Origin of the sequence: Peribacillus sp. NPDC094092 (assembly GCF_050279365.1) — a bacterium.
Taxonomy (GTDB): Bacteria; Bacillota; Bacilli; order Bacillales; family DSM-1321; genus Peribacillus.
In genome coordinates this window covers 263,379-288,886 of sequence record NZ_JBNNUC010000002.1, presented here as the reverse complement: position 1 = coordinate 288,886, position 25,508 = coordinate 263,379, and the positions used below count along the sequence as shown (strand labels likewise).

24 protein-coding genes and 1 riboswitch are annotated in these 25,508 nt (G+C 40.0%); of the genes, 9 read left to right on the top strand and 15 right to left on the bottom strand.

What is annotated here, in order from left to right; all coding sequences use genetic code 11:
• Nucleotides 1–243 precede the first annotated feature (243 nt).
• On the top strand, nt 244–909 hold the full coding sequence (locus ACQKNS_RS10365) for a GntR family transcriptional regulator (RefSeq protein WP_427642633.1): 666 nt from the start codon (nt 244–246) through the stop codon (nt 907–909).
• 86 nt (nt 910–995) lie between these two features.
• Complete coding sequence (allD, locus tag ACQKNS_RS10360; RefSeq protein ID WP_427642631.1) at nt 996–2,048, top strand: ureidoglycolate dehydrogenase; 1,053 nt, start codon at nt 996–998, stop codon at nt 2,046–2,048.
• Between the two features lie 211 nt (nt 2,049–2,259).
• On the opposite strand, the gene ACQKNS_RS10355 is transcribed toward allD, so the two are convergent.
• Nucleotides 2,260–3,273 (bottom strand): LLM class flavin-dependent oxidoreductase, encoded by a 1,014-nt coding sequence (locus tag ACQKNS_RS10355; RefSeq protein WP_427642630.1) that lies wholly within the window; start codon nt 3,271–3,273, stop codon nt 2,260–2,262.
• Nucleotides 3,274–3,642: 369 nt separating this feature from the next.
• On the opposite strand from ACQKNS_RS10355, the gene ACQKNS_RS10350 reads away from it, so the two are divergent.
• On the top strand, nt 3,643–4,911 hold the full coding sequence (locus ACQKNS_RS10350; RefSeq protein ID WP_427642629.1) for an ATP-binding protein: 1,269 nt from the start codon (nt 3,643–3,645) through the stop codon (nt 4,909–4,911).
• A 204-nt stretch (nt 4,912–5,115) separates the two neighbouring features.
• Here the strand turns inward: ACQKNS_RS10350 and ACQKNS_RS10345 are convergent, their stop codons facing one another.
• From ACQKNS_RS10345 to helD, 4 genes are all read right to left on the bottom strand, one after another.
• On the bottom strand, nt 5,116–8,286 hold the full coding sequence (locus ACQKNS_RS10345; protein ID WP_427642627.1) for an ATP-binding cassette domain-containing protein: 3,171 nt from the start codon (nt 8,284–8,286) through the stop codon (nt 5,116–5,118).
• A 273-nt stretch (nt 8,287–8,559) separates the two neighbouring features.
• Nucleotides 8,560–8,691, bottom strand: coding sequence for a small, acid-soluble spore protein L (sspL, locus tag ACQKNS_RS10340; RefSeq protein ID WP_034304091.1), 132 nt, complete (start codon nt 8,689–8,691; stop codon nt 8,560–8,562).
• A 138-nt stretch (nt 8,692–8,829) separates the two neighbouring features.
• Entirely contained in the window at nt 8,830–9,066 is a 237-nt protein-coding gene (locus ACQKNS_RS10335) for a hypothetical protein (RefSeq protein ID WP_427642626.1), read from the bottom strand.
• 79 nt (nt 9,067–9,145) lie between these two features.
• Complete coding sequence (gene helD, locus ACQKNS_RS10330) at nt 9,146–11,482, bottom strand: RNA polymerase recycling motor HelD (protein ID WP_427642625.1); 2,337 nt, start codon at nt 11,480–11,482, stop codon at nt 9,146–9,148.
• A gap of 353 nt (nt 11,483–11,835) precedes the next feature.
• Here helD and ACQKNS_RS10325 point away from each other — a divergent pair, with 353 nt between their 5' ends.
• Nucleotides 11,836–12,093 carry a zinc ribbon domain-containing protein gene (locus ACQKNS_RS10325; protein WP_427642623.1) on the top strand — a complete coding sequence of 86 codons (258 nt, stop codon included), beginning with the start codon at nt 11,836–11,838 and terminating at the stop codon, nt 12,091–12,093.
• Nucleotides 12,094–12,277: 184 nt separating this feature from the next.
• Here the strand turns inward: ACQKNS_RS10325 and ACQKNS_RS10320 are convergent, their stop codons facing one another.
• The 4 genes from ACQKNS_RS10320 to ACQKNS_RS10305 form a co-directional block, all read right to left on the bottom strand.
• Nucleotides 12,278–13,198, bottom strand: a complete 921-nt coding sequence (locus ACQKNS_RS10320) for a response regulator (protein WP_427642621.1) — start codon at nt 13,196–13,198, stop codon at nt 12,278–12,280.
• Nucleotides 13,195–14,466: a sensor histidine kinase gene (locus ACQKNS_RS10315; RefSeq protein WP_427642619.1), complete on the bottom strand. Its 1,272-nt coding sequence runs from the start codon at nt 14,464–14,466 to the stop codon at nt 13,195–13,197. Before ACQKNS_RS10315 ends, ACQKNS_RS10320 begins: the two co-directional genes overlap by 4 nt.
• Nucleotides 14,467–14,742: 276 nt before the next feature.
• A complete protein-coding gene (locus ACQKNS_RS10310) occupies nt 14,743–15,720 on the bottom strand; it encodes a 2-hydroxyacid dehydrogenase (protein WP_427642618.1) in 978 nt (325 codons plus the stop codon).
• Between the two features lie 94 nt (nt 15,721–15,814).
• Nucleotides 15,815–17,137 carry an Nramp family divalent metal transporter gene (locus ACQKNS_RS10305; protein WP_427642617.1) on the bottom strand — a complete coding sequence of 441 codons (1,323 nt, stop codon included), beginning with the start codon at nt 17,135–17,137 and terminating at the stop codon, nt 15,815–15,817.
• Between the two features lie 440 nt (nt 17,138–17,577).
• On the opposite strand from ACQKNS_RS10305, the gene ACQKNS_RS10300 reads away from it, so the two are divergent.
• Nucleotides 17,578–17,835 (top strand): hypothetical protein, encoded by a 258-nt coding sequence (locus tag ACQKNS_RS10300; protein ID WP_427642615.1) that lies wholly within the window; start codon nt 17,578–17,580, stop codon nt 17,833–17,835.
• Nucleotides 17,836–17,849: 14 nt separating this feature from the next.
• Here ACQKNS_RS10300 and ACQKNS_RS10295 read toward each other — a convergent pair whose 3' ends face one another.
• Entirely contained in the window at nt 17,850–18,197 is a 348-nt protein-coding gene (locus ACQKNS_RS10295; protein ID WP_427644157.1) for a winged helix-turn-helix transcriptional regulator, read from the bottom strand.
• A 139-nt stretch (nt 18,198–18,336) separates the two neighbouring features.
• Here ACQKNS_RS10295 and ACQKNS_RS10290 point away from each other — a divergent pair, with 139 nt between their 5' ends.
• On the top strand, nt 18,337–18,921 hold the full coding sequence (locus ACQKNS_RS10290; RefSeq protein ID WP_427642614.1) for an NAD(P)H-dependent oxidoreductase: 585 nt from the start codon (nt 18,337–18,339) through the stop codon (nt 18,919–18,921).
• Between the two features lie 360 nt (nt 18,922–19,281).
• On the opposite strand, the gene ACQKNS_RS10285 is transcribed toward ACQKNS_RS10290, so the two are convergent.
• From ACQKNS_RS10285 to ACQKNS_RS10270, 4 genes are all read right to left on the bottom strand, one after another.
• Nucleotides 19,282–19,551, bottom strand: a complete 270-nt coding sequence (locus ACQKNS_RS10285; RefSeq protein WP_427642612.1) for an excalibur calcium-binding domain-containing protein — start codon at nt 19,549–19,551, stop codon at nt 19,282–19,284.
• Between the two features lie 168 nt (nt 19,552–19,719).
• Nucleotides 19,720–20,274, bottom strand: coding sequence for a competence protein ComK (locus tag ACQKNS_RS10280; RefSeq protein WP_427642611.1), 555 nt, complete (start codon nt 20,272–20,274; stop codon nt 19,720–19,722).
• 464 nt (nt 20,275–20,738) lie between these two features.
• Complete coding sequence (locus ACQKNS_RS10275; RefSeq protein ID WP_427642609.1) at nt 20,739–21,050, bottom strand: protealysin inhibitor emfourin; 312 nt, start codon at nt 21,048–21,050, stop codon at nt 20,739–20,741.
• Nucleotides 21,051–21,082: 32 nt separating this feature from the next.
• Entirely contained in the window at nt 21,083–22,141 is a 1,059-nt protein-coding gene (locus ACQKNS_RS10270; RefSeq protein ID WP_427642607.1) for a M4 family metallopeptidase, read from the bottom strand.
• 316 nt (nt 22,142–22,457) lie between these two features.
• On the opposite strand from ACQKNS_RS10270, the gene ACQKNS_RS10265 reads away from it, so the two are divergent.
• The 3 genes from ACQKNS_RS10265 to ACQKNS_RS10255 all read left to right on the top strand — a co-directional run bounded on the left by ACQKNS_RS10265 (nt 22,458) and on the right by ACQKNS_RS10255 (nt 23,584).
• Nucleotides 22,458–22,928 carry a hypothetical protein gene (locus ACQKNS_RS10265; protein WP_427642605.1) on the top strand — a complete coding sequence of 157 codons (471 nt, stop codon included), beginning with the start codon at nt 22,458–22,460 and terminating at the stop codon, nt 22,926–22,928.
• 360 nt (nt 22,929–23,288) lie between these two features.
• Nucleotides 23,289–23,420 carry a hypothetical protein gene (locus ACQKNS_RS10260; RefSeq protein ID WP_427642604.1) on the top strand — a complete coding sequence of 44 codons (132 nt, stop codon included), beginning with the start codon at nt 23,289–23,291 and terminating at the stop codon, nt 23,418–23,420.
• A complete protein-coding gene (locus ACQKNS_RS10255) occupies nt 23,417–23,584 on the top strand; it encodes a hypothetical protein (protein ID WP_427642602.1) in 168 nt (55 codons plus the stop codon). Before ACQKNS_RS10260 ends, ACQKNS_RS10255 begins: the two co-directional genes overlap by 4 nt.
• A gap of 179 nt (nt 23,585–23,763) precedes the next feature.
• Here the strand turns inward: ACQKNS_RS10255 and ACQKNS_RS10250 are convergent, their stop codons facing one another.
• The gene (locus ACQKNS_RS10250) at nt 23,764–24,963 is read right to left on the bottom strand and encodes a phosphoglycerate dehydrogenase (RefSeq protein ID WP_427642600.1); all 1,200 of its coding nucleotides are present in this window, start codon (nt 24,961–24,963) and stop codon (nt 23,764–23,766) included.
• Between the two features lie 137 nt (nt 24,964–25,100).
• Nucleotides 25,101–25,179, bottom strand: a riboswitch (ZMP/ZTP riboswitch).
• Nucleotides 25,180–25,508: the final 329 nt, after the last annotated feature.

Sequence of the window (25,508 nt, the reverse complement as noted above, 5' to 3'; positions counted from 1 at the left end):
TTCATAATTATTTGAATAATTTTATATATAATTTCTCCAAAATCCATCGACAATCATATATAATTATCAGTAAGGAAGATATATTTTTGCAGCTTTCCAGCAGACGATTCGGTCTCATTACCATCTATTCTTGATATCAATATGGATTCACCTTATCTTATTGATAGGGCAAATATTTAAGTTGTTACATCAATATGCAATAACACTTTTTCTCATAGAATTTTTTAAGTTAGGGGCATTTCGATGATAAAGGAAAAAGAACGCGGAGAGACAACGGAATATGTATACAATTTATTAAAGGAAAAGATTTTTGAATGGGATTTATCGCCGGGCCAAAAAATCAATATCAGCCATTTAACCCGGGAAATCAACATTAGCGCCATACCTCTCAGAGAAGCATTGTCTCGTCTTCATTCCGAGAACTTGGTCGTTTCGGAACCGAATAAGGGGTATCGTGTCAGTGACATATTAGATGCTGAAAATATGGCAAAAATGTTAGAGGCCCGGATTTTACTGGAGACGCATGCGGTCCGGAATATGATCCGCTTAAACAATATAAGCGCGACGGAAGAAATGGCCGCGCTTACAGATGAGATGTTTTCCACAAACACAGGTGCTTCCAACAAAAAAATACTCGATTTCACCCATTTAGATCAACAATTTCACCATGCCATCATGAAAGCTGGAGGAAACTCGTTTTTATATGAGGCGTACAAAGGCATGCACTGCCATCTTCATATAGGACGGTTTTATCATGTTAAAGGTGAGATCGACCAAAAAGACGCACCATCGGAACATATGGAAATCATTGAGGCCATCCGGACAAGGGATGTATATAGAGCCGAGATTGCAATCTCCAGCCATATACAGGATTCCATAGATCGTTTGCTGGAGAGGAAAAAGAGATAATACTTGGAAGCTATCGAGGATTAACTGCCTCTGATATCAGTAACGGTTTTATTCACATTTCATTTCATTTTCAGGGGGCGGTATGGTTGAAAATCCCAAAGGAAACTTTAAAAAACTTGATTAAGACTAAACTGCACAAGGCAGGCCTCAAAGAAGAGCACGCTGATGTCGTCGCTGATGTGCTTGCCTTTGCAGATGCAAGAGGAATTCATTCACACGGAGCTATCCGGGTTGAATATTATTCAGAGAGAATTGCCAAAGGCGGCATCAACACAAACCCTAATTTTACATTCGAGAAAACGGGACCAAGTGCAGGTGTGTATCATGGTGATAATGGCCCTGGTCATGTTGCAGCAAAACTAGCGATGGATGAAGCGATTGCGATTGCAAAAGAAACAGGCGTTGCCTTCGTTGGGGTAAAGAGAATTTCCCACAGCGGGGCTCTATCCTACTTTGTCCAACAAGCAGCAAAAGAAGGTTTGATCGGAATTTCAGTTTGCCAGGCCGATCCTATGGCAGTCCCGTTTGGCGGTTCGGAGCCCTATTACGGAACTAACCCAATCGCGTTCGCCGCGCCGTCAAAAGATAATGAAATGATCACTTTTGATATGGCGACCACAGTGAAGGCATGGGGAAAAATCCTCGATGCACGTTCAAAAAACGAATCAATCCCGGATAACTGGGCAGTGGATCAACATGGCGAACCTACAACAGACCCTTTTCAGGTCAATGGATTATTGCCGATTGCCGGCGCAAAAGGATTCGGGCTGGCGATGATGGTGGACATTTTATCCGGCATTTTATTGGGACTGCCCTTCGGGAACCGGGTCTCCACTCTGTATGGCGACCTTTCCCAAGGCCGTAATCTTGGGCAGCTGCATATCGTCATACATCCGGGATTCTTCACAAACTCCGAAATATTCAAGCAAAACATTTCGCAGACAATGACTGATTTAAGCGGGATGAAGCCAGCACCTGGATTCGATCAGGTTACATATCCCGGTCAAGGGAGTGCTTCAAGGGAAAAAGAAAGTGAACAAAACGGGATCGAAATTGTTGATGAGATCTATAACTACCTCACATCCAACGTCATTCACAGTGATAAATATGGGAACAAAGATCCTTTTGCAAGTAAATGACCGAAAACTCAAACTTCATTGATGCATCTAGACGATTTAATGACCATTGTCCATTCTCACTCATTCAAGCTCAATTTGCCCTTTCAGCTTTTGCTTTCAGCAAAGCTGAAAGGCATTTCACTATGTTAAAAAAGAGAGTTTTTAAAATGGCAATAGACATTGAAATTTATTGTCTCACCATTTATGAATCATGATAGAAAACCATTCTATGCTAATCCTTTCTTCCATGAAGTTTAAATTCCTTCGCGAGCAAAGAAATGACTTTCTTTCGATTTTCGACTCCTGATACATTAGGTATAATCATTATTTCTTCCGTTTCGAAAGCTTCTGCTATCTTTTCAATCTCCTCTTTCACTTGCTTAGGCGTCCCAACAATCATCCGCTTGCGATTTTGTATTACTTTTCGTTCTTCAACTGAACTAAAACCGCGGCTTTTTGCTGTATGAACAGATGGATAATAGGGCGGTTGGTTATTCGACTCTACAAAGAGTAACCATAGATCAAATGCTTTTGCTAAATCTTCAGCTTTTTCTTCCGTTTCTTCAACAATGACAAATAATGAAATGATCGTTTTAGGACGTTGCAGAAAAGCAGAAGGCTGAAATTTACTCCGATATCCTTTTACGGTATGTATCCCTTTTGTTCCTGGCTTTGCAAAATGGGCAAATACGTATCCTGTCCCTAGAGCTGCAGCAACTTCAGCCCCTTTTTCACCAGTTCCAAGCAACCACATTTCTGGTTTGGTAGGTATTCTTGGTGTTGCAATCAGTGACTGAAAACGATGTTCATCCACTGTATTGTCTGTAAAATATTTTTTTAGATCAACTACTTGTTGATCATATGATTGCTTCTTGCTCTTCCCATCATTTAATGCTTGATTTACAATTCGATAACTTGGTGATCTTCCAATTCCTATATCTATTCGATTCGGATGAAGAGCTTCCAACATCCGAAAGTTTTCAGCCACTTTATAACTGCTGTAATGCGGCAGCATTACCCCGCCAGATCCGATTCGTATTTCTTTTGTTGAAGATGCTAAATGCATCATAAGCAGTTCAGGACTGCTATTGGCCACGGAATCAACAAAGTGATGCTCGGATACCCAAAATCGTTTATAACCGAGAGATTCTGCGCACTTCGCCAATTCCGTAGTTTGCCACAAAGCCTCATGAGCATTCGATCCCTCGTCAATCGGGGAATAATCCAGTACGCTCAAAGAAATCATTTTCGAACTCCTTTATTTGATTTTGTTTATTATTATAATGAAGTTGCTGTTCGTCGCATAAGAAAAGAGCTGATCGTCGTCATTATCGCCCTTTTAATTCATTAAACTATCAACATTCAAGCATGCTGACATTCAATTTTTATCATAACCTTGTTATCCTCAATTATTTCCTTCTTTATATTCAGCAAAATCACAAGATCCGCTTCAGCCATCCCTATAAAACAATCTAACGACAAACTTTCCATTATTGAATAACTCTTTTTTCTGAAATTACTTGGCTTTCTGTAAATAAATTACTTTATTAAGATTCTCTTTTTTAGTGTTATTCTTGTATAATAAACGAAACGGTTACTTTTTTAGGAGAATCCTATGAATTTTATTTATATTAATCAAAACATATTAGATAACCTCTTTTATATCTTGGTAAGCATTTTGATTTATTACATTTTATTAGATCATGGCAAAAGGTTAAGTCAGTATGGCAAGACCCTTATTACTGCATGCATGAGCATTCCTATCATATTATGCATGAAGTTTCCTATTTATATAGATGAATATTGTGTCCACGATCTCAGGCAAATTCCTTTTATAATAGGGACACTTTATGGAGGTTGGCCTGTAGGGGCTGCTCTGTTAGTCATCATATTGACTTTTAGGTTTGCTTTTTATGGTTTCAATTTCCTTACGTTAATTGTTTATATCGTTATCTTTATTATAACGGCTCTATTTTCTTCCAAATTCAATCATTTCAATCGAAAAAATAAGCTAAATGGCTCCATACTATTAATTTTGTTTCTAGGAATACTGACCAGCTCTATTTCACTCGGTATATCTGATTATTTTCGGATAACGGATGCGTATGTATTTTACTTCATCATCCTCCCTCCTTTCATTATCGGTTTAGCTGTATATATAATGGAAATTTTAAAAGATGCCATTTTAATCCGAACACAAATGATAAGGCTTGAAAAAATGGAGGTAGTCAGTCAGCTTGCAGCGAGCATTTCACACGAAGTCAGAAATCCTTTAACAGTCGTGAAGGGATTCGTTCAACTGCTAAAGGCTCCTGATCTTACTCAAGAAGTAAAAGAACAATATATACAGCATGTCGTTAGAGAGCTTAATAGTGCAGAATCCATTATTAGTGAATATTTGGCATTTGCAAAACCAGCAATTGAAAAAGTGGATACCATTTCAATCAATCGTGAAATAGGATATGTACTTGAAATGATCAAACCATTGGCCAGCATGAATTTAGTTACTATTTCTGAACAGATGACTCCAGGCATTACCCGGGGGAATGTTCAACATTTCAAGCAATGCTTCCTGAACCTGATCAAAAATGGTATAGAGGCGATGCCAGACGGCGGAGAGCTTAGTATTGTTTCCTATATAAATAATTTCGACATCATTATCGAAATAAGTGACAATGGAATAGGTATGAACAAAGAACAAATAAATCGCTTTGGAGAACCTTATTACAGTTCCAAAGAAAAAGGGACAGGGTTGGGATCAATGGTGGCTGTCAAAACCATCCAAACGATGAATGGTACACTTCATATAACCAGCCTTTTGAATAAGGGAACAACGATTTCAGTAACACTTCCCGTTTATCAAGACGGTTATTCTGCAAAATAATAAAAAAGTCCGCCATTTAAGGCGGACTTTTAGTTTGCAGACAAAAAGGGTTTTATCTAAATTTTAAAACAAAGTTGATTGGAACGGAGGGTGCGAGACTCGCAGGAGTGTCGCAAATTTCTTCAATCCAATTTGAAAGATAATCCAGTCTTGTTTAAATAATTTAGATGGTACCCCTTCTGTTTAATAGAATGCTGACATTATTTATTTTTTCTGTTCAAGGCATTGATAAACGGCCATCATATCTCGTTTGTTCAGCTCACGAATCCGGGCGAAAATGGGGATATCGGCAACGGCCTCGGTTCGTTCACTTCCAGCCACAACATCTTTTACTTTCCCTGTCAGCCAGGTTTGTACGTCAATGTCTTCGACGATTGCTTTACGCCCTTCTTCATCGATGCCACTGGCATGGCAACTCACACAAGGGATCGTTAATTTATACACGCCGTCATGGATATTGTCTTCTGAAATGACTTTCTTGCCATTACAGAATGGGCATTTATGACTTGCTTTAATTTTATTGATTTGGGTGACGATTTTTTTGTAGCCGAACGCTTCATAGACATAGGTTAGTTTTTTGTATTTGCCATTGGTGAAGTATTTATCAATAATGGTTTCTCTTGTTTCATCAATATCGGCAAAGTCACAGATGGTGATTTGGTTTTTGCTGCTGATTGCTTCGATATTGCCTTTGATGCTGCCCCAGAATGGCAGGGTATTTTGCAAGACCACTTCATAGCCTTTGAGGCTTGCCAGTTCCAGTTCGAGCATTTTCAACGCCGCTTTCGTTTCTCGAGGAAGGAATGAGACATCATCCGTAAGTGCGATATCGCCGCCTGTGACCGCTTTTAGTTTTTCCAGTTCTGGCAGCTTCCCGACAATTTTGATGACTTCATCAATTGGCTGTTGGATGATCTCGCGAATGTCCGTATCACCAAATGTCAGTTTTTTATGATGGTTCAGGATCGTTCCATGACAGACTGGACAGGCGATCATTTCTTTTGATGCTTTCATCTGCTCTTTAATGATCGATTTCGATATGAACATATAACGTCCAATGATGAAATTGAAACCTTCCCAAATTCTTGATGCCTTGCCCGCTTTATCATAAAAGGACTTTTCCCAATATCCATATAAGAAGGTTTGCTTTTCCGCTTCCGTCATCTCATTATAGCTTTTACTAATGTCGTGACCGAGTTCATTCTCGATCTCCTCAAACAGGAATTGCAGTTTTGAATGTTGATAATATTTCAGTACTTCCATCACGTCCGGATGTAATAAGCCATCCCAAAATGGCACATTTTTGTCTTGAATGACGACATCGAAGTCAAACTTTTCAATGACCCGGCGGCCCGAACAGCTTGGACAATGATTTTCTGCAGAATAGAAATCAAAGCTTCTTGTATCTTTATTGGTCGGATGTGCAGCGACTATATGGTTGATCATTCCGCCCACTTCATATAGAAATGTATATTGGCTGTACAAGTGCCGCTCAAGATCGATGGCGATCACTGGTGCAATCGTGTCTGACTCGTATTCACCATAAATCACACGTGCAATTGGTGATAAGCTTTTTAATATGCCGCCCTTATAGACATTCTCTGCCTTTTTGAAATAGTCCAAATGATTTTCCTGTAAGTAATGGATACCTTTTTTTGACCGAAGTGCGGAAGAGATATGCAATGGTTCCGCTCGATTTCCACTGTCTTTGTGACGATAATGCTCATCATGACTGACAACATCAAGATGTTGGACAGGCGTTAGCTGTCTTTTACCAAAATCAACGATATAATCCGAACTTTCCAGCATATAACCATTATGCTCAATCATGATGATGGAGACGGATTCATCCTCGAGGATGACCCTGACACTATCGATGAATTGGTTTAAAATGTTTTGCGATAATCCTTTTGAAGGCTCGTCAAAAATGAACAGCGTATGTGGGTTCCTTGTCTTCGCGAACAGCTCGGAAACTAAGTGGACGCATTGAAATTCCCCTGTCGATAGTGTTTGTGTTTTTCTTTCTAACGTCAAATAACCAAGCCCAAGTTTGATCAATAAGCTCAAGCGTTTATGGGCGATGTCTTCCTTCGGCAATTCTTCGATGATATCTTCGATCGAACGCAGAAAAATATCATCAATTTCATCACTGTATTTGGTGAGTTTCTTTTTAATATCAAGAAACGTGGCGACGGTCGATCGACTTGTAATCGATTTGTTTCGATCCTGGCCGACCATGACCAGCTTATCCTTTGGATACCGCTTCTGAAAATCCTTGGAGATACATTCATTGACAAGTGTAGATTTACCGCATCCCGACTCACCCGTAAAGGTAACGAGCCTATTCTTGGGAATCCGGATTTCCTCCATTTGAATATTACGGCAGTATAGATCCTGAAATTGATAGTATTCCGTTGGCGCCGCTTCATTTCGTTCCCAGCTGATTGGTTTGGGACGCGGTGATTCCTCAACGATTTTCCCGCCATACTTCCCGCTGCCAGGTCCAAAGAATAGTTGTTCATCAGTGCTATCCAACACCGTGTCTGAATGGTCAATGAGCCAAATTTGATTTTTATTACCTAATTGCTCAATCTGTTCCAAAATTTTCAATAGGGTTTGATGATCAAGACCGACGGAGATTTCATCAATGATGATCACGGTATTTTCACTTGTTGCCATGAATTCGGCCAAATACAGCCGGGTCAATTCTCCCCCTGAAACTGTCCCCATTATCCGGTTCAAGCCTAAATAGCCAATATTCATATTGATTATATTTCGGAGAATATGCTGTTTAGCTTCACTAATATGTAATGTCTCTGCAAGCGAAAGGATAGTTTCAATGCTTAAGTCGTTGATATCGGAAATAGTATGCGGGCGATCTAATAATTCAATGGTATATTGCTCGACGTCTTGTTTGTAGCGTTTCCCCTCACACTTAGGACACTCGACATTTTTCGTCGTACCGCGCCCTTTACAGCTGGGACACCAGCCTAAGGCATTATTGAAGGAAAAAACTTCAGGGGAAAGATTGAATTTTTCAGCAAGACAAACACGAATCTCTTTAAACACACCAGTATGTGTGCCAATGGTTGAACGGGGATTGGCTGAAATGGATGATTTGCCGAGAAAAAGAACAAGCGGCATGTCTTCCATCTTGATGGCACTGAAGTTGGTTTCCATGATATTAGGAAATAAATACTGATATTCAGACTTCGGCAATAAGGAAACGAGACGCTTCTTCGATTCTTCCCCAATGGTTTGACAAAAAGTCGTTTTCCCGGAACCTGATAAACCAGCAATTCCTAATGATTGATCATCTGGCAGCGCTGCATCTAAATGGTTTATATTGTTCGCTATTAATCGATTGATTTTCATTTGTAGCTCCTCTCCATTTTATTAGCTCAGTCTTTCATATTAGCACAGCGACAAATGTATTTGGTGTTTTTTATAGGCAGGTCCATTTCCATTCTTTCACATTTCATTGCTTCAAAAACGTATGATCCATCGACAAAAACCGTGGATTTAGTGCTGGATATAGGATATATTCCATTCAATGAGGATTGAGCCGTCTAATAGATTATAAAAGCCCCTCTCCACTAAGAGAAGGGCATTCTTTATGAAATATGACCATATTTTTGCCCAACGCGCTTATTTTGTATTGGACTTTTTTGCCTTGTTTTCAAGATCGCTTTTTGGCTCAGTGGAGAATTCCACATCTTTTCCATGACCCTGCGGGTTAACACTTGGTGCGATTCGGCCTCTTCCTGTCTTTTTACTCATTTCCTTCACCTCCAAGTATATTATGTCCGAACTGTTATAAATTAAAAACGAGGTCGTTTCTATAAAGACCACCCAATAAAAAACCTGCACAGAACAAAGGTCCACGCAGATTTCAAAACAGCCGTCCGTTGGAAGGACCTACTTTAAAAGACGAGTGTAATTGAATGTATCCTTGTTCTGAGGAACGTCAGGATCTTTTTTCCCGGCAGGCTGTACCGCTCTTCCTGTATTTCCACTATACCCTTCTTCTATGGGTCCTGGGTAATGATAATGACCATCATTAACTGATTGCGTTGTTGATTCACCAGTCGCATGACTTGCTCCCGTTTCCACGCCATCAATTCTTACCGATTTGTTTTCTTTATTGTTAATCAATTCATCTCCTCCTTTTCTATAGACTCTTTTATAGTATTTGATAAAAGAACAATAAAATGAAAGGAGAAAAAAGGAAGCGTTAATCTGTCAGAAGGAAACGCTTCGTTGCATCGTTTTGCAAGAAAGGACTGGGTTCACCGACCGTATATAAGTGTAAGTTATGCATAGCCCTGGTACATGCGGTATAGAACAATCTTCGCAGGCTCTCATCACCGTATGTTTGCACAGATGCATCATAAATGATGACAGCATCGAATTCGATGCCCTTTGCCAAATAAGCTGGAATGACAACAACACCCTGTTCATATTCATTTGTGCCTTTCTGCACGAGTTTAATTTCACCAAGGCTGCTAAGGCCATCGTATGCGGCGGCACTTTCGGCAGCGGATTTACATATTATTGCGATGGTATTATACTCACGACTTTGAAAGTCTTTGACCTTATCCACGATTTTGCGGTGCAATTCATCACGGCTGGTCACTTGAGTCAGTACCGGCTTCTCGCCTTCACGATCGAATGCCTTGATTCGGTAGCCTTCAGGAACTAGTTCACGTGTAAATTCTATAATCTGCTTCGTGGATCTGTAGCTTTGATCCAAGGTTATACTCTCGGTTTCATTAATCCCGTATAAACTGCTAAGAGTCTGGAAATCCACCCGTTCGCTGGCATGAGCAAAGATTGCCTGGTTAAAATCACCGAGCACGGTCATCCTTGCAAATGGAAACAACCGTTTCAAAAACTCGAACTGAAATGGAGAATAATCCTGCGCTTCGTCGACAAGCACGTATTTTATAGAAGTATTCGTTTGAAATCCTACAATTAACTCCTTCAGCAGCAAAAACGGAGTCGCGTCTTCGTAATGCAGTTTACCTTCGTCCAGCATTTTTTGCGTTGCTAAACATATTTCCCTTTCGACAGGTGTTTCACCTTCATTCCAAAGTTCGCTCCGTATTTGTTCGTCAAAAAGTTGCTTGTATATTCCTTTAATATTGATAAAATGAAGTGCTTTTACCCGTTTGCGTAACGTCTTCAATTTCTTGCGAACAATCATACGCGCGAGCATTTTATGCTCTTTCTCATAATCGTCAAAGGAATCCTCATCAATGCCGCGTTTCTTCTGTAAGTAATTATATACCTTTTGATAGTCTTCTTTGCTAAGGTACTCGATTTCCTCCTGGACCCAAGGTTTTTTCAACTCGGACTTTTCCGTTTCATCAAGAATCTCACATAACCACTCTTTCAGCTTTTCAACCCTATTGTGAAATCTTAATGTGGTGTCTGTGTTATAAAATCGTTCCGAGATTCGTTGGGCGGAGACGAGCGTTTCCCCCCGGAACTTTAACCCTCTAAAGATCATTCCAGATCGTTCCAGTGATTGTCTGTATGTTTTGATGATCTCAAAGAAGCGAATCGATGCCTTAAATTGGATGCTCGCTGTCCTGGTGCTATAGGAAGGATCATCCCCTGCAGTCAACAAGAATTCCAATTGATCATAAGGATCCTCAACTTGAAACGAGTCAGTCAGGCGATGATCCAAGTATTCCTGGAATGTTACCTGCTGCATATTCTCTTCGCCAAGTTCTGGCAGCACATTGGATACGTAGTTATTAAACATGGAGTTAGGAGAGAATAAAAGGATTTGGTCGGCTTTTAGCCATTCCCTATTCTTGTAGAGCAAGTAAGCGATCCGTTGGAGCGCAGCTGATGTCTTGCCGCTGCCAGCGGCACCTTGAACGATGAGCAGACGTCCGCGATCATTCCGGATGATCTTATTTTGCTCCCGTTGAATGGTGGCCACAATACTGTGCATATGCTTATCTGTTCCCTTGCCAAGCACCTGCTGCAGTATCTCATCCCCAATGGTGAGACTCGTATCAAACATTGATTCGATAACGCCGCCTTTGATGATATATTGCCACTTTTTCTCCAACATCCCAGAAATCATGCCTCCGGGAGTAGAGTATTCTGCGGGACCGGGCGGAAAGTCATAATAAACACTCGAAATCGGGGCCCTCCAATCGTAGACAATGAAATTTTCTCCTGATGCATCAGTAAGAGTGGAGGTTCCAATATAAATATGTTCCGTAAATCCGGACCCTTCTTCAGTGATATCGATCCGGCCGAAATATGGTACTTCCTGCATGCGTCGCAGTGTAGACAACCTCTTGTAGGAATATCTATGTGCGCCTTCACGTTCTGACAAGGCTTGAGCCTGCTGCCTTAAGCCAATGATGGTCTCGAGGTAATCATCGAACGTATCCATATTAACCTTGAGGTCATCCCAAAAGTGTTTACGGATATTAACAACTTCTTTTCTGCGCTGGGAAGTTTCTCCTTCAATTTTGCCGATTTGTTTCGTAATGGTTTCCATCACCTCATCCAAACGTTCTTGCTCCTGCCGAATTTCATCGTTCATATCAGACACTCCTTCAAAAAATAAAAATGGGGGTTGACTAGAGGTGAGTTTTACCTTATACTTATAGTAAGGGGTAAACTGATTTTGTATATTGATAAATGTGTTTCTATACTAATTTATCACATTTTCTGAACTATATCAATGTATATTGCACAACAGTTGCCATAATGAATCGTCATTTTACACTCTAATTTAACATGTATAGCCATAACCAGTTGAGCAGTAGCTTGACTGGTTATTTTTATGACTAGTAAAAGGCGACACCCACAACAATGGTGTGATTCATATTGACTTGACTTAATTTTGTTTGTTAGGTAATGTTTAGGATAAAACTTTTTGCAGGAGAATTTATAATGAAGAAATATAAAACATGTCAGAGTTGTGGAATGCCGCTTTCTAAAGATGAAATAGGTGGAGGAACTGAAAAAGATGGCAGTAAAAGCACTAAATATTGCAGTCATTGTTATATGAATGGTGAATTCACTCAAAATATTACGGCGATGGAAATGCAAAAATTTGTTCAAAATCATATGATGGAAAATATGAAAATGCCCAAATTTATTGCCAAGTTTTTTAGCAGAGGCATCCCGAAGTTAGAGCGATGGAAATAATCAACTACTAGAGCACGAATGACTTTTTTATCTATAGATTTGAAAGAAAGTTACTGTTTATAAAAATGCGAAGAAACAAAGGGACAAATCCATATAAACGGATTTGCCCTTTTTATTTCTTCCATTGAAAAATATGAAATTTTTTTATGAATTTTCAATCTATTATATTTGTGTTTCTGGTTTATTATTTCAGCATCTGTCTTGCCTCTATAAACAGCACTTGGATAAACTTTTTCATGTTATTCCGGCTCTGGCTGCTTAATTTTTTGCTTTTGTCTTCTAGCTCCAGCATTTTTTTGCGGACTTCCGAGAAATCAAAAAATGTGGATGAATAGGCTTCGAATTTTGGATTCAGATAATCCGTCAATCCTAATGAAGCGATATGGATGAGGGCCTGGTTAAGGGCGCGGCGGACACGCTGCTCAGAGGCTTTCATTTCTTTCTGGATTTCGGCCTCTTCCGCTTGATTTCCCAGCTTTTCAGCAGCAATCGCAGCAAAAATTTCCTTTAAATATGGAAACGTGTAGGCGGAACCAAGTCTTTTCTTTTCACTTTGAAGGAATCCTAAAATGTTTAGTAAATCCTCGCTTCCCCCTTCGCCGATCATACCTAAATCGGACATTAAGGAACGTCCGGCTTCCATAATATTTTTTGTCTGAGAGGGGGGCACTTTCGAAGGCTTCGGGCGGCCCGTAAACACGTTCAACGATTTTTGAATGCCCTGGATCGATTGATCCACCAGTATTCGCTCGTTCACTTTGTTTAATATGCATGAAATTTCAACTTGGTTCAGCGGTTTTGTAATGTAGTATTCCACCCCTAATCTATACGCCTCTCCTATCAGTTCTTTCGATTCCACTTGCGAAATCATCACAAACTTTCCTTGAAACCCATCAGCAAGAGCCCTGATCGTTTCAATTCCGTCCCTAATTGGCATAAGCAAATCAATTAGGACAATGTCTGCCTTTTTAAAAGACAGTACACCATTATTCACTAACGATCCGTCTTCTGCTTCTCCCACAACTTTGCCTAAATCTTCGTCTTCAATCATCTCTGTCAGCATTCCTCGAATGGCAGGATCGTCATCTATAATGAAATAATTCATCTCGTTAACCCTTTCCCCATAATCTCATCAATCGGAAGTTCTACGATAAATACGGTTTCTTTATAGTTATCCATTAACCTGATTTGTCCTCCAAATTTTTCAACAGTTTGTTTCACATACGATAACCCGATTCCTGTCGAAGGGTTTCCCGCCTCATCGAATTTCTTTGTATATCCTGCTGTAAAAATGACTTCCTTCTGCTTCGGTGCAATACCGGGACCATTATCACTGATGCAAAACTCCGCGAATTGACCTTTCCTTTTCACATGCAATGATACATATCCCTCTTCTTTGATGGCTTCCACGCTATTGGCCAATAAATTATTTATTAATGATAATACCATATATACATGGTAGGGCGGATGGTCACCATCTATATGCAAGGAAAATGAGATATCTTTGCGAAGGGACTCTGCATATCGTCTATTGGACACGATCATGATGTTACCAAGCTCTTCGATATTCATGTATTCCTGCAGGTTTTCGGAGGACATGAGTTCCGACAGCCCCGCATAAATCCGCTGGTTATCTTTTTTGATTTCATGCACGAGACCAGCAATCTGCAACGCCGTTTGCGCATCGCTTCCATTAGTCCCCTCTGATTTTAATCGACGGTATAAGTCATAACAAGTGCGGGTGATTTCTTCCGCATTTTGCATCGTTTTCTTCAGTTGAACCGATTCTTCATACAAACTTGAAATGAAAAGCAGCATTTGTTCCTTTTGCATGCGTTGCTCCGCTGCTGCGAACTTCGCTTCTCTCAGCTTTAATATATTAAAAAAGCCGAGAACGAAAAAGCTTCGAATAAAGGCGATTAAAACGAGTTGGTCAATGGCTAGCAAGGGTGTGTCCTGATTCGCCAAGAAGGAACGGATCGCCATTTCGGATACACTTGCAATAAGCTCGATCAATACCCCTAAAAGCCCGATCATCAAAGGCTGGTCGTGGCGTTCATTCATTTTAGTCTTATGAAATGCGAACGCGTAGATGAAATAATAGAAAAAGGCGGGAAAATGAAGATACATCGCTTCCTCAACAGATATGTCCCGTATTCCGACAGCCAGTGAAAAACGAAAAACAAACACACTCATCCCCGTTAAAATGCCTGCAATAATCGGATGGATTCCCCTCCCCCATAGCAAAAACAAGAAAAAGACGGGGGTTCCCAAACTGACTCTGAATGTACCGTCGAAGGGATAAAACTTGAATTCACCCGCTAGAGGCACCGCAATCATAATCAATAATATTATTCTTATACTCTTCTTCAACACGGTTCCTCCCCAGTCACTTTATAAAAACATAACACATGGAATGGCAAAAAAGAGAGGGGGAATTAACTGAAAATTTTATTTTTTCTATCACTTGTAAATATCAGTAGGTTCCGGCAGGCTGATCATAAACTTAAAATAACCCAAAAAATGAAAGCGTCAACAAAATGATAGGAGGAATGGAAATGAAAAAGTTTGTGCGCTTTATGAAAAATCAAAAAATGGATAGCCGCAAATAAGGCTATCCAGCGTAATTTATAAATGCTGTTTAAGAAATCACTTCACCTTTACACCAGCTTTAATCAAGGTAGGCGGAGTTTCTCCCTTTAATCCCGCTACAAGGTTGGTTGCTGCCAGCATAGCCATTTTCACGCGGGTTTCATATGTTGCAGAACCGATATGCGGCAAAGTGACGACATTCTTCATCGAAAGCAATGGATTGTCTTCCTGGACGGGCTCCTGTACAAAGACATCCAGTCCTGCCGCGTGAATTTCACCGTTTTTCAGCGCAGTGATCAAGGCTTCTTCATCAACGGTTTTCCCTCTTGAACAATTGATGAAGATGGCGGTTTCTTTCATGAGCTTGAATTCTTTTTCCCCCATCATCTTTTCAGTTTGGGGTGTCAGCGGTGTCATCAAGCAGACAAAATCCGATTGCTTTAACAGATTTTCCAGGGAACAGTATGTAGCTCCATACTTTTGTTCTGCTTCTTCGTTTCTAGATCTGTTGTGATATAGGATGTTCATATCGAATCCAAAACGGGCCCTTTTTGAAACGGCAGAGCCTATTCCCCCCATGCCGATAATCCCTAAAACTTTATGATGGACGTCCAACCCGAATGATTTTTCTCCGATATTCGAAGTCCATTGCCCTGACTTTACCATCTGATCCATCTCTGGCATTCTTCTCGCCGCGGACAGCATCAAACCCATAATCGTATCTGCGACTGTCTCATTCAATACCTCGGGAGTGTTCGTGGCCATGATTCCTCGATTGGATAGCTCCGTTATATCCAAATTGTCATAACCGACGGAAGAATTACAGACGATTTTTAATTGCGGCGCTTGATCCAGTAAAGCTTTATCCACCTTTAATCCTGAACCTAATATACCTTGTGCGTTCTTCAGCTCTTGAAGGAATTCAGGGTAATTTTGTGAGTCAAGACCTTCAAAATAAACGACATCACAAGCCTCTCGAACGTAATTCAACACTTCTTGATCCACTTTCTTATAGATGATTACTTTCGGTTTCATCAATGATACCTCACTTCCAATAAAGTAGGACCCCATCGGGATCAAATGCAGACACATGATTTTTGAAATACCTCTATCTCTAATCTACCATTATTTAAAAAAAGGTTGTAGCTAATTGAATGGCGGACCAAACCGCTAAAATGGAAGCTAAAGATAGAATGATATTTTCGAACCAATTGTTTTTATATTTTCCCATCAAACTTTTTTTATTTGATAGCACCAGCATCCCAATGGCGATAATAGGAAAACCGATGATGTTTATTGCATTTACGCCAATTGTCAATGCGATGAAACCAGGCATGCCGGGAATGGACCAAATGATTGGGGTAACCAATACGAAAATCATGACCCATTTATACATTGGATCTTTTTCATATTTACCATTGTACTTTTCGCGGCGATCCTTATTTATTACGTAAAAGGCATCGACTATCAATCTAGGAAAACCGGTTGACTTGCCCACTACACTCGCGAACAAAACGCCAAATACACCAAGATAGAAAATGTACCAGCCAAATTGTCCTAACGACATCTGTAATGCCATGGCCAAGTCATCAATCGTTTCCACATGAATTCCATTCGGTTTTAAAATTTCTGCTCCAACCACCCAAATGGCCAAATTAATCACGATGCAAACTCCGATCGCAAACAGCAAATCATTTCTTTGAACCTTTACATGACTCGGTTTCGTCCAGCCCTTTTCCTTCATGAAATATGGATGAACAAAGTTCGAAATCGATCCTGCCACTGCACCGATAATTGAAATCGCCACCAATAATGCTCCATGAACGCCAGTATCACTTGGAATGCTAAAACCAACAGTTCCCTTAATGATTTGCCCCGCATCCGGTGTTGCTTGTATGGCCAGGAACAAGAAGGCAATGGTCAATAATGCCAAAAGCACTTTCATGACACTTTCAATTCTATTATAAATATTTCTGCCAATGAGCATAAAAACTAATCCTACAACTACGATTGAAGCTAGGAATGGCTGATTAACATGGAATAAGGTCGATAAAACCTCTCCAGCTCCCTTAATCATATAGGCATTAAAAAGATGGCCCATTATCAGTGCATAACCAAACATGAAATAACCGAAAAATGGATGAATACGGCCATATCCTTCAAGTATGGTTAACCCCTCTGTGTTACAAAGCTGGAACCTTGCAATAACATTAACGATAAGAAAACGAAGGATTAATGACAGAGCTAAAATCCACATTAAGCTATATCCATAATCTGCCCCGGCAACCGATGAAGTCACCAGATCTCCGGCTCCAAGCCACGTTAACACGGCAAGGATCCCCGGACCATAAGATGTTTTAAACTTCGTGATGAAACTTGGTTTCGCACTAACGTCCTCCGGAACAATCACAGTAGATTCAGCAAGGTTTGATTGATTTTTCAAGTTATTCACTCCATTCCAACGAGTAATGTATTCGCTTTCATTTTTTCTAAAGCATTCATACTTTGATCACTCTAGACCATACAGTTATTGAAATTATGACAAGACTTCATGTCATTTTCGAATTGACATAAAGTGTACGCTGCAGGATGTTGTCATGCTTCATGTTGAAGTGAATCAGCTTGTTAAAAAAGCTCCCCTTCCATTTAATTGAATGTTTTGACTATTTACATTGAAATTGTAAGACAATATAAAATGTAAGTCAATAATAATATTTTTTAGTTTATTTATAATCCATTCATCAAAAAATCCTTGTACCTATCGTATTAGAGAATTGGCGTTGTTGCGGATTAGAAAAAAACAGGATTCATACCTATACGAATAAGGGATAAGTCCAGCGTGCGAATAGATTAATGCCATCAGCGGATAATAAAAGCAAAGGAGTGAAATATATGCCACAAGATAATACCATCGATCCATTCAATAATCCTGCTAATAATAATGATGACAACGATACTATTGACAGAGCTGAAAGGATTGATGATGGTTTGAACCCCGGATTTCAAAGGGAAGAACGTCCTGTGCCTAATGGTAGTACTGCTACAATAGAGGGAGTTGCAAATGTTCAAGAACGTTTTCCTTCTGATCATGAGAGACTTATGAGCAGAATCGATCTTGGTGATGCACTTATAAAACGAGAAAAAGGCTAAAGCCCTGTTAGGCTTTAGCTTTTTATTAATTTTTCATATTTTTTCCACTCTCCCATACTATCCAGTATGGGAATAAAGCTTTTCCCTAAAGGTGTTAGCGAGTATTCCACCTTTGGGGGGACTTCTTTATATACTTCTCTGTGAACCATTTGGTCTTCTTCCAATTCTCTCAACTGACGTGTCAGTATTCCTTTTGAAATACCTGGTAACAGCTTTTGAAGTTCATTAAATCTTCTTGTATTTGTCCTTAAATGCCATAAAATGATGATTTTCCATTTCCCTGCAATTATGTCTTGAGTTTGTGTAACTGGACAAACCCCTACTTGTTCCTCTGGAGGTTCACTGAACCTGCTTCGTGCCATCATGTATACCTCTCTTTCTAAATGGTACCATTTTTGTGACTATGTAATAAAAAAGTGACTACTTTCAAAAAAATGTTTAACACTATAATATTAGGTAACGCTTAATAATTAAATAAAAATTACTTGGAGGAGATCCGAAATGAAGCACCTAGTTGTTTATGCACATCCATACGCCGAAAGCTTAAATCACTCTATTTTGGAAACAACAGTCAAAACATTAAAGGAACACGGTCACGAAGTTGTTGTCCGTGATTTATATGCACTTGATTTTCAACCTGTACTGAAACCGGAAGATACAGCAGCCATGAAAGCGGGAAAAACTCCTGATGATATTAAAACGGAACAAGAATTCATTTCTGAAGCAGAAGCTATAACATTTATCTACCCTATTTGGTGGACGGGTCTTCCAGCAATTCTTAAAGGGTATGTAGACCGAGTATTTGCATTCGGGTTTGCCTATTCTGCTGGAGAAGAAGGTGTAATCAAGTTATTGAAGGGTAAAAAGGGTCTAATCATCAATACACACGGAACTCCTAACGAGGTTTACGACGCGGTGGGTATGACAGCTGGTTTGAAAGTTACCTCTGACATGGGTATATTTGATTTTACTGGAATTGAACCTGTGGATCATTTACTATTCGGAAGTATTGGATACCTTGATGAAGAAGCATATAAAGGCATGTTAAAGAAAGTTGAAGATACAATTAATTCCCATTTCTCATAAACATATGTTGAAAAATACTGCTCCTATCCAGGAAGTCTAGACAGGTTCTTAACGAAGGGGCAGATTAGCAGGTGCTATGTTCTTCGAACATCTTTTCAGGAGAACCCACCTGGAAATTATAGGATGGAGTTATGGTGAAACAAAGGCTAGATTGGTTCAGAACACGGTTTTTATCAGAAGATGATAGGAAAGACCGCTGGTGCCAGTACCCCAAACGGTCATGCCATAGAAGGTACGGAGGCTGCTCCACCATTTGCTACCAGGATCAAGAGTGGGGCATTACTTTACCACAACTAATTATGTAAAGCAGCAATCTAAATAAAAAGAGACCTTCTTTTAACAGGTCTCTTAGAATAATCCTTATTTTTCACAAGCGATCAAGTCTTTGTCACGATCGCTTTTTTTATTTGCATCATATAGCGCCTTTGAAACGTAAGGTTTGTATTTCGTTTTTCCGCCTTTATTTTTAACGGAAGATGTACGAGCCACGCCTCCTTTGTAGTCTTTATTCAATGCTGTACAGTTTTTATACGTCCTCACCTTTGTTTTGGCACCGGCAACATCATTCGCGCCAAACGAGAGACCCAAAACTAGTCCAAAAGATAGTAAAATAGCAAATAATCGTTTCAAAATATGTACTCCCTTTCCTAAAAATTAACTTTTATCTAATCATAATGTATCATTTCATTTTTTACAATCACTATATTTCCATATTTAGAGTTTTCGCAAATAAATCCCGCTCTCACTTGATCTACTCCTAAGAAAAGACCGCCAGTTCGGCGGTCTTCCTCGATATAATTATCCCTTCCCTTTCACCCTGTAATGGACCTCCCCAGGTTCTTTGCAAAAGGTGATTCCGCTTCCCGGTTCGTAATAAAAGGTCTTTTTGCCTAATGAGCGTTCATGGAAAGTCGTTTGCAGATAGGATGCTTGGTCCCTCTTGAAGGCGAGCTGATTTTTGCTTAAGTTTACAGGAAGGCAATGTCCGTAGTTTGTGTGGACCAATGTTTCTTTTTCGTTCATTTCCTCTAAGTCACGAATGTGGATATAGGAAAACCAGATCCCTCCCCTTTTCCGGAATGATCGGGAGGAGAACCAAACCATTCCCAGCTGGGCGTTTATGCAGACCGGCAGTCTGTATTTACCGCCAAGCACGGATTTGGCTGCGGCAAGTCCCCCATCCAGATCCAGGCCAAAGTGGTTCAGCGTGTTATTCAGGATTTCCTGTCGCGGTTGGGCTACTTGGAATGTGTTCTCTCCTTCCACTACCGTGGTCATCTCCACACCATTGGAATCGTAATGCTCCATCATCCCTACCGTTTCCATATTCAATAAATAGTTTTTACGTATCATCGTTCCGTTCACTCCCCATTTCCCTATTCATTTTTTTTGGAGTATACTGGATATAGAGGCAGGTATACTCCTGCTCGCAAGCCCTTAGGTGATGTCTTCCAGGACGTCCTCACCTAGGGGTTTTTATTTCCGCCTATCGTCACTATCATTTCTTGATATGTCATTCACCTCCATGCGACTATTATCCTATTTTGTGTATTTTTTGTAAAATCCATCTGGTTTTACCTTTTTCAAATTTCGTCCCTTTTGTGGCCGCATTGCCTGTTTAATTGGCTCACTCTATAAAAAATCTCGAATTTTCTTTTAAAATCTGCTGCTCAGATCGCTATTTCCTTGTTATTTTGTGTCCATTTAGAGAACAAACAGCCAAAATTCATACAAAAGTGAAATAAAATGACATTTTTGTGAAGGTTTAAGACGCAAAAAAAAAAGTCTATCATGATGATAGACTTTTTTTGATGTGGTTATTCTGCCATCTTTTTTTCCATCGCTAAATTCCGTAAATAATCCAATAAGGGCCGCACTTCCTCTGGAGCTGTTATGTCAGTAAAAGAGAAAGACTGCTTCTTCTTTTCATCGGCTATATCCAGTTGGTATGAAAACGAGTCGAACCCTTGCGCTTTTACTTTTTTGCTTTCGGCAGCATTAGGAAGATCAGCTGTCATCATTAAGTTCTGCAATTCTTCATTTTGCTCTTTTGGCAATTCATCTGTATCTATCTGGCAATTCAAGTCGAGGTTGGCAAACCCCCCTGTGCAGCTAAATTTGATATGCATGTTAGATGAGTCCTCCTATTCATGGAATATGACTACTCTGGCAATCCAACCGCTTTAAAAGCATTTTCGATTGTTCCTATGGCTGTTTCAGGCACTTCTCCGCTATCAACAAGTTTTTGTGCCGCTTTGCTGACAATTTGCACGAATTGATTGAAGTTTGCCGTTGCAAATAAATTCTGCATCGCATTGAACCAGATCAAAGCCGCCTTGTCCGTTCCGATTTCCATGGATACTAGATAAAAGGCCTTGTTTGGGATGCCGCTATTGATATGGACACCATGATTATCGCGTTCTCCTTTATAGAAGTTCTTCATATGATCAGGCTGAATATCTTTCCCCATTAACTTATTGTCAAATGCAGTACCTGGAGCCTTCATCGAACGGAGTGCCTGCCCTTTCAGTGTTGGTCCCATTATATCAGCACCGATTAGCCAATCGGCATCCGCTGCCGATTGCTTTAAGTGAAATTGTTTTATGGCAACTCCAAACACATCTGAAAGATGTTCATTCAAAGCCCCGGACTGACCTACATACTCCAATCCGCTTGTGAACTGCGTAACCCCATGTGTCAGTTCGTGTCCAATTACATCGAGCGAATTGGCAAAATTGCTAAAGATGACCCCATCTCCGTCACCGAATACCATTTCATCTCCGTCCCAATAGGCATTCGTGAATTTATTCCCATAATGAACGTTCAGAATGAGATCAAGGCCTTTGTTATCAATTGAATTACGGTGCAAGACATTCTTGAAATAGTCACGCACAACACCGCTATAATCGTATGCAGCGTTAACAACAGGGTCTGCACTTGATCGATCTCCTTCTTTCCTTGCCTCATTCTGCCGGAGTTTTGTTCCCCCTTTACAATCGTAAACATGTCGGGCGGATTCACCTTGTCGTTCAGATCCTGCATCCGTTAAAGCGACAACACCGTCAATATCATATTCTTTAAAGATTCTGCGCCTGCGCATTTGACGGCTTTTCGCTAAACTGATCCGTGCTTCTTCCACTTCATTTTGTGCCAAATTCTCAAGAATATAGTTAGGTACGATGAAACACTGACACTTTTTGGAACAATCATTATTATGCATATTCGTCACTCCTTTAAAGTTTTTTTACGCGCTGCTTTTCTTCATGCGTTTGCCTTCAACATCGGTTCAATATCCGTTCATAGAGATTTCGATGCTCCTCCTAGCTTCAACGCATTTCTATAGATTACTTTCGCCGTATTCACCTCATTTCCCTTCATTCCATTCCTTGCGGCCCGTTCAATCCTTTTTCAGGCAGGGATGTAATAGTTCACCTTTGTTTATTGGATTATTCTGCCCGTGCTGCATATACTGGATTGTTCCTTTAAACAAGGAAGCTTCCTCGGAACATAAACAACCTTTAAGGGAGGGCATAGCATTGGTAACTTCACAGGGTACTGCTTCGGTTAGCTTTCCATTCCCATCATTGTGGGGTATCCACTCTTCAATAGCTGGCAGAACGATCATTTTTGGTACACTTGCCATTAGCTCTATTACGGATAACAGGGTAATTGGTACGGTTAATTTTCGAGGTACACCTATACCTATTAATGGATTTTGGAATGAAAGCACTAAACAAATCTCATTTGATTCACCTTATGCCACATTTTCTGGCCATTTAACCATCCTTGATGATAACCAGATTAGGATTCGGCATTTTATTCTCCAAGGACGTTTCCTTATGAAGCCTCCCTCTCTGCAAGCAGGTGAGTCTGGGTCTTGGATTGCCACCACTGATATACCATTGAATCAATTTCCTGCTGGCGGCAGCTTCTATACCGAGCAATTACCTCCTGTTGGAGCTTTTTTAACATCGAATATCCTTCATCAGAATTTTGGGGGAGGGTAATCCATTCTATGTAGAAATGGTGTTTAACATAAGGAATCGTCTCTGGATCTCATTGGGACGATTCTTTACTATGGCATTTACCAAAAGCTTTATTGAACTGACAGGATGGCTGGGGCATATAGGGATTACATTGATTCAGGTTCGCAGCAAGTGACTCCTTGTCATTTCAGAAATGTACCATTTTGCCCATCTCGCTAAGCTGATCAATATATATGAGATAGACAGTTTGGCAGACAACTTTTGAACCATCAACTCAAAAAGAGTACAAATGGAATATAGATTGACATCATTTTCCCTGTCCTTCATACTATTGTAATAACAGAAGAGACAGAATATTCAGTAAAAACGGAGGATGAAACTATGAAACCAGCAGATGATCTTAAGGAAAATAGTTGTGCAAGTTTAATGAACGCACTAGCAGAAAATGATTTTCAAGTGGCTCAAATGCTTGATGTATTATTATCCGAGGATAACTGGGAGGATGACCTATGACTAAGCTCAGAATCCTTTTAACCATTCCAATTTTGCTATATGGAATTTACATATTTGTTGTTGTTCAAAACGATAGGAATATTCCACTTTATTTGCATCTTCTGTTCGCAATCTACTTGATGTTGTTTGTACATTATGAAGAAAATCCGGATGTGAAACCATAACGGATTTTTTATTGGAGAATTTCGATGCTTAGCATTCGTGATGGAAGAAGTTTTGACCTCAACTGAATATATTGAACTGCCAGGATAAGTTCTTTAACAAGGCCTAAAAAAAGCCCCGACTCCTTAAAGGAATTGGGGCTTTCACTTATTATTTGAGCAAGAAAATCTTCCTGTTCAAATTAGATAATACGAGTTGTAACGATGCCTTCGATTTGTTTGATTTTTTCTTCCAGGCCAGGAATGATATCGCCGTTTACTTCACCGTCAATGTCGATGATCGTATATGCATATCCCCCACGGCTTCTGTTAACCATGTCGGCGATGTTCAAATTGAAGCTTGATACAGCCTGTGTGATCTGCCCAACCATGTTCGGAACGTTTTCGTGGAAAGTTGCCACACGACGGTTTCCTGTATAAGGAAGGGAAGTATTTGGGAAATTCACAGAGTTCTTGATGTTCCCTGTTTCTAAAAAGTTCTTCAACTGACGAGCTGCCATGATGGCACAGTTTTCCTCTGATTCAAGCGTAGAGGCACCAAGATGCGGAATTGGAATGACATTATTCATTTTCAACACGTTTTCATTCGGGAAGTCAGTGATGAACTTGCCTACTTTTCCACTTTCAAGTGCAGCTTGCATATCATCTTCATTCACTAGCTCGCCGCGAGAGAAATTCAAGATATGTACGCCCGGCTTCATGATGCTGAATGTTTCTTGGTTAAACATTCCTCTTGTGTCGTCCGTTAATGGAACATGTACTGTAATGTAATCAGATTCTGCAAACAATTCTTCAATCGTCATGGCGCGCTGTACATTGCGGGACAAGTTCCAAGCTGTATCAACAGAGATGAACGGGTCAAACCCAATGACATCCATGTCCAAATCCAGGGCATCATTCGCTACAAGTGCACCGATCGCACCTAAACCGATTACGCCAAGAGTTTTCCCCTTGATTTCTTTACCAACGAATTGTTTCTTTCCTGCTTCAACAAGCTTTGGAATTTGTTCTCCTTCGCCTTCAAGCCCCTTTGTCCAGGCCACACCGGCAAAAAGGTTACGAGATGAAGCCATTAATGACGTCAGCACCATTTCTTTTACTGCGTTAGCGTTAGCACCAGGTGTATTGAAAACGACAATTCCTTGCTCAGTGCATTTATCGACCGGAATATTATTGACTCCAGCCCCTGCCCTTGCGATTGCCTTTAACTGATCGCCGAATTCCATAGTATGCATGTTAAAGCTGCGAAGAACGATTGCATCAGGGTTTTCACTGTCGTTGTCGACCTTAAAATCGCCTTTATTGAATACATTCAGCCCGCTTTCGGCAATGTTATTTAACGCTTTGATCGTTTTGACTTTTTCTAAAAGTAATGTGCTCATTTTGTTTGCTCCTCTTTTGATTATGATAGTTTTGAAATTTCAAAATACTGACAAGATTTTTAAGCCCATGAAAATCTGCATACTTTAAACCTTCACTATCTATTAATATACAGAAAGAGGCAAGGGATAAAATCCCTTACCTCTGCCCAGGCGAACGGCTACGACACTATGTGTTCCCTCACGGTTATCCGTGTTTCGCCAGTTGCACATAGTCTTTTTCATTTATTTTATTCTATCAAAGTATTCAGCAATCTTCAATATCATTTTAAAGGTTTATCTCTTTTTTTCAGAATCCAGAAATAATCAACGAAACTTACAGGTTATTTCCGAAATTAGATATATCGACGAATTCCAATGGTTTATCTTCGAAATTAGGAATATATCGACGAATTCCAATGGTTTATCTCCGAAATTAGGAATATATCGACGAATTCGAAAGGTTTATTTCCGTAATTAGATATATAGAAAATCATTTACAATAAATGATCATTGTTAAAAAGTCTCGGACTATCTCAGGCACGCCAGTTGCAATATGGATAATATTA

Coding starts and splice junctions, on each gene's coding strand:
- ACQKNS_RS10275 (WP_427642609.1), bottom strand. CDS start 21,050: ATGCATATCAAATTTAGCTGCACAGGGGGGTTTGCCAACCTCGACTTG.
- ACQKNS_RS10350 (WP_427642629.1), top strand. CDS start 3,643: ATGAATTTTATTTATATTAATCAAAACATATTAGATAACCTCTTTTAT.
- ACQKNS_RS10280 (WP_427642611.1), bottom strand. CDS start 20,274: ATGATACGTAAAAACTATTTATTGAATATGGAAACGGTAGGGATGATG.
- ACQKNS_RS10260 (WP_427642604.1), top strand. CDS start 23,289: ATGAAACCAGCAGATGATCTTAAGGAAAATAGTTGTGCAAGTTTAATG.
- ACQKNS_RS10255 (WP_427642602.1), top strand. CDS start 23,417: ATGACTAAGCTCAGAATCCTTTTAACCATTCCAATTTTGCTATATGGA.
- ACQKNS_RS10320 (WP_427642621.1), bottom strand. CDS start 13,198: ATGAATTATTTCATTATAGATGACGATCCTGCCATTCGAGGAATGCTG.
- helD (WP_427642625.1), bottom strand. CDS start 11,482: ATGAACGATGAAATTCGGCAGGAGCAAGAACGTTTGGATGAGGTGATG.
- ACQKNS_RS10270 (WP_427642607.1), bottom strand. CDS start 22,141: ATGCATAATAATGATTGTTCCAAAAAGTGTCAGTGTTTCATCGTACCT.
- ACQKNS_RS10295 (WP_427644157.1), bottom strand. CDS start 18,197: ATGGCACGAAGCAGGTTCAGTGAACCTCCAGAGGAACAAGTAGGGGTT.
- ACQKNS_RS10325 (WP_427642623.1), top strand. CDS start 11,836: ATGAAGAAATATAAAACATGTCAGAGTTGTGGAATGCCGCTTTCTAAA.
- ACQKNS_RS10250 (WP_427642600.1), bottom strand. CDS start 24,963: ATGAGCACATTACTTTTAGAAAAAGTCAAAACGATCAAAGCGTTAAAT.
- ACQKNS_RS10300 (WP_427642615.1), top strand. CDS start 17,578: ATGCCACAAGATAATACCATCGATCCATTCAATAATCCTGCTAATAAT.
- ACQKNS_RS10290 (WP_427642614.1), top strand. CDS start 18,337: ATGAAGCACCTAGTTGTTTATGCACATCCATACGCCGAAAGCTTAAAT.
- ACQKNS_RS10365 (WP_427642633.1), top strand. CDS start 244: ATGATAAAGGAAAAAGAACGCGGAGAGACAACGGAATATGTATACAAT.
- ACQKNS_RS10345 (WP_427642627.1), bottom strand. CDS start 8,286: ATGAAAATCAATCGATTAATAGCGAACAATATAAACCATTTAGATGCA.
- ACQKNS_RS10355 (WP_427642630.1), bottom strand. CDS start 3,273: ATGATTTCTTTGAGCGTACTGGATTATTCCCCGATTGACGAGGGATCG.
- ACQKNS_RS10310 (WP_427642618.1), bottom strand. CDS start 15,720: ATGAAACCGAAAGTAATCATCTATAAGAAAGTGGATCAAGAAGTGTTG.
- sspL (WP_034304091.1), bottom strand. CDS start 8,691: ATGAGTAAAAAGACAGGAAGAGGCCGAATCGCACCAAGTGTTAACCCG.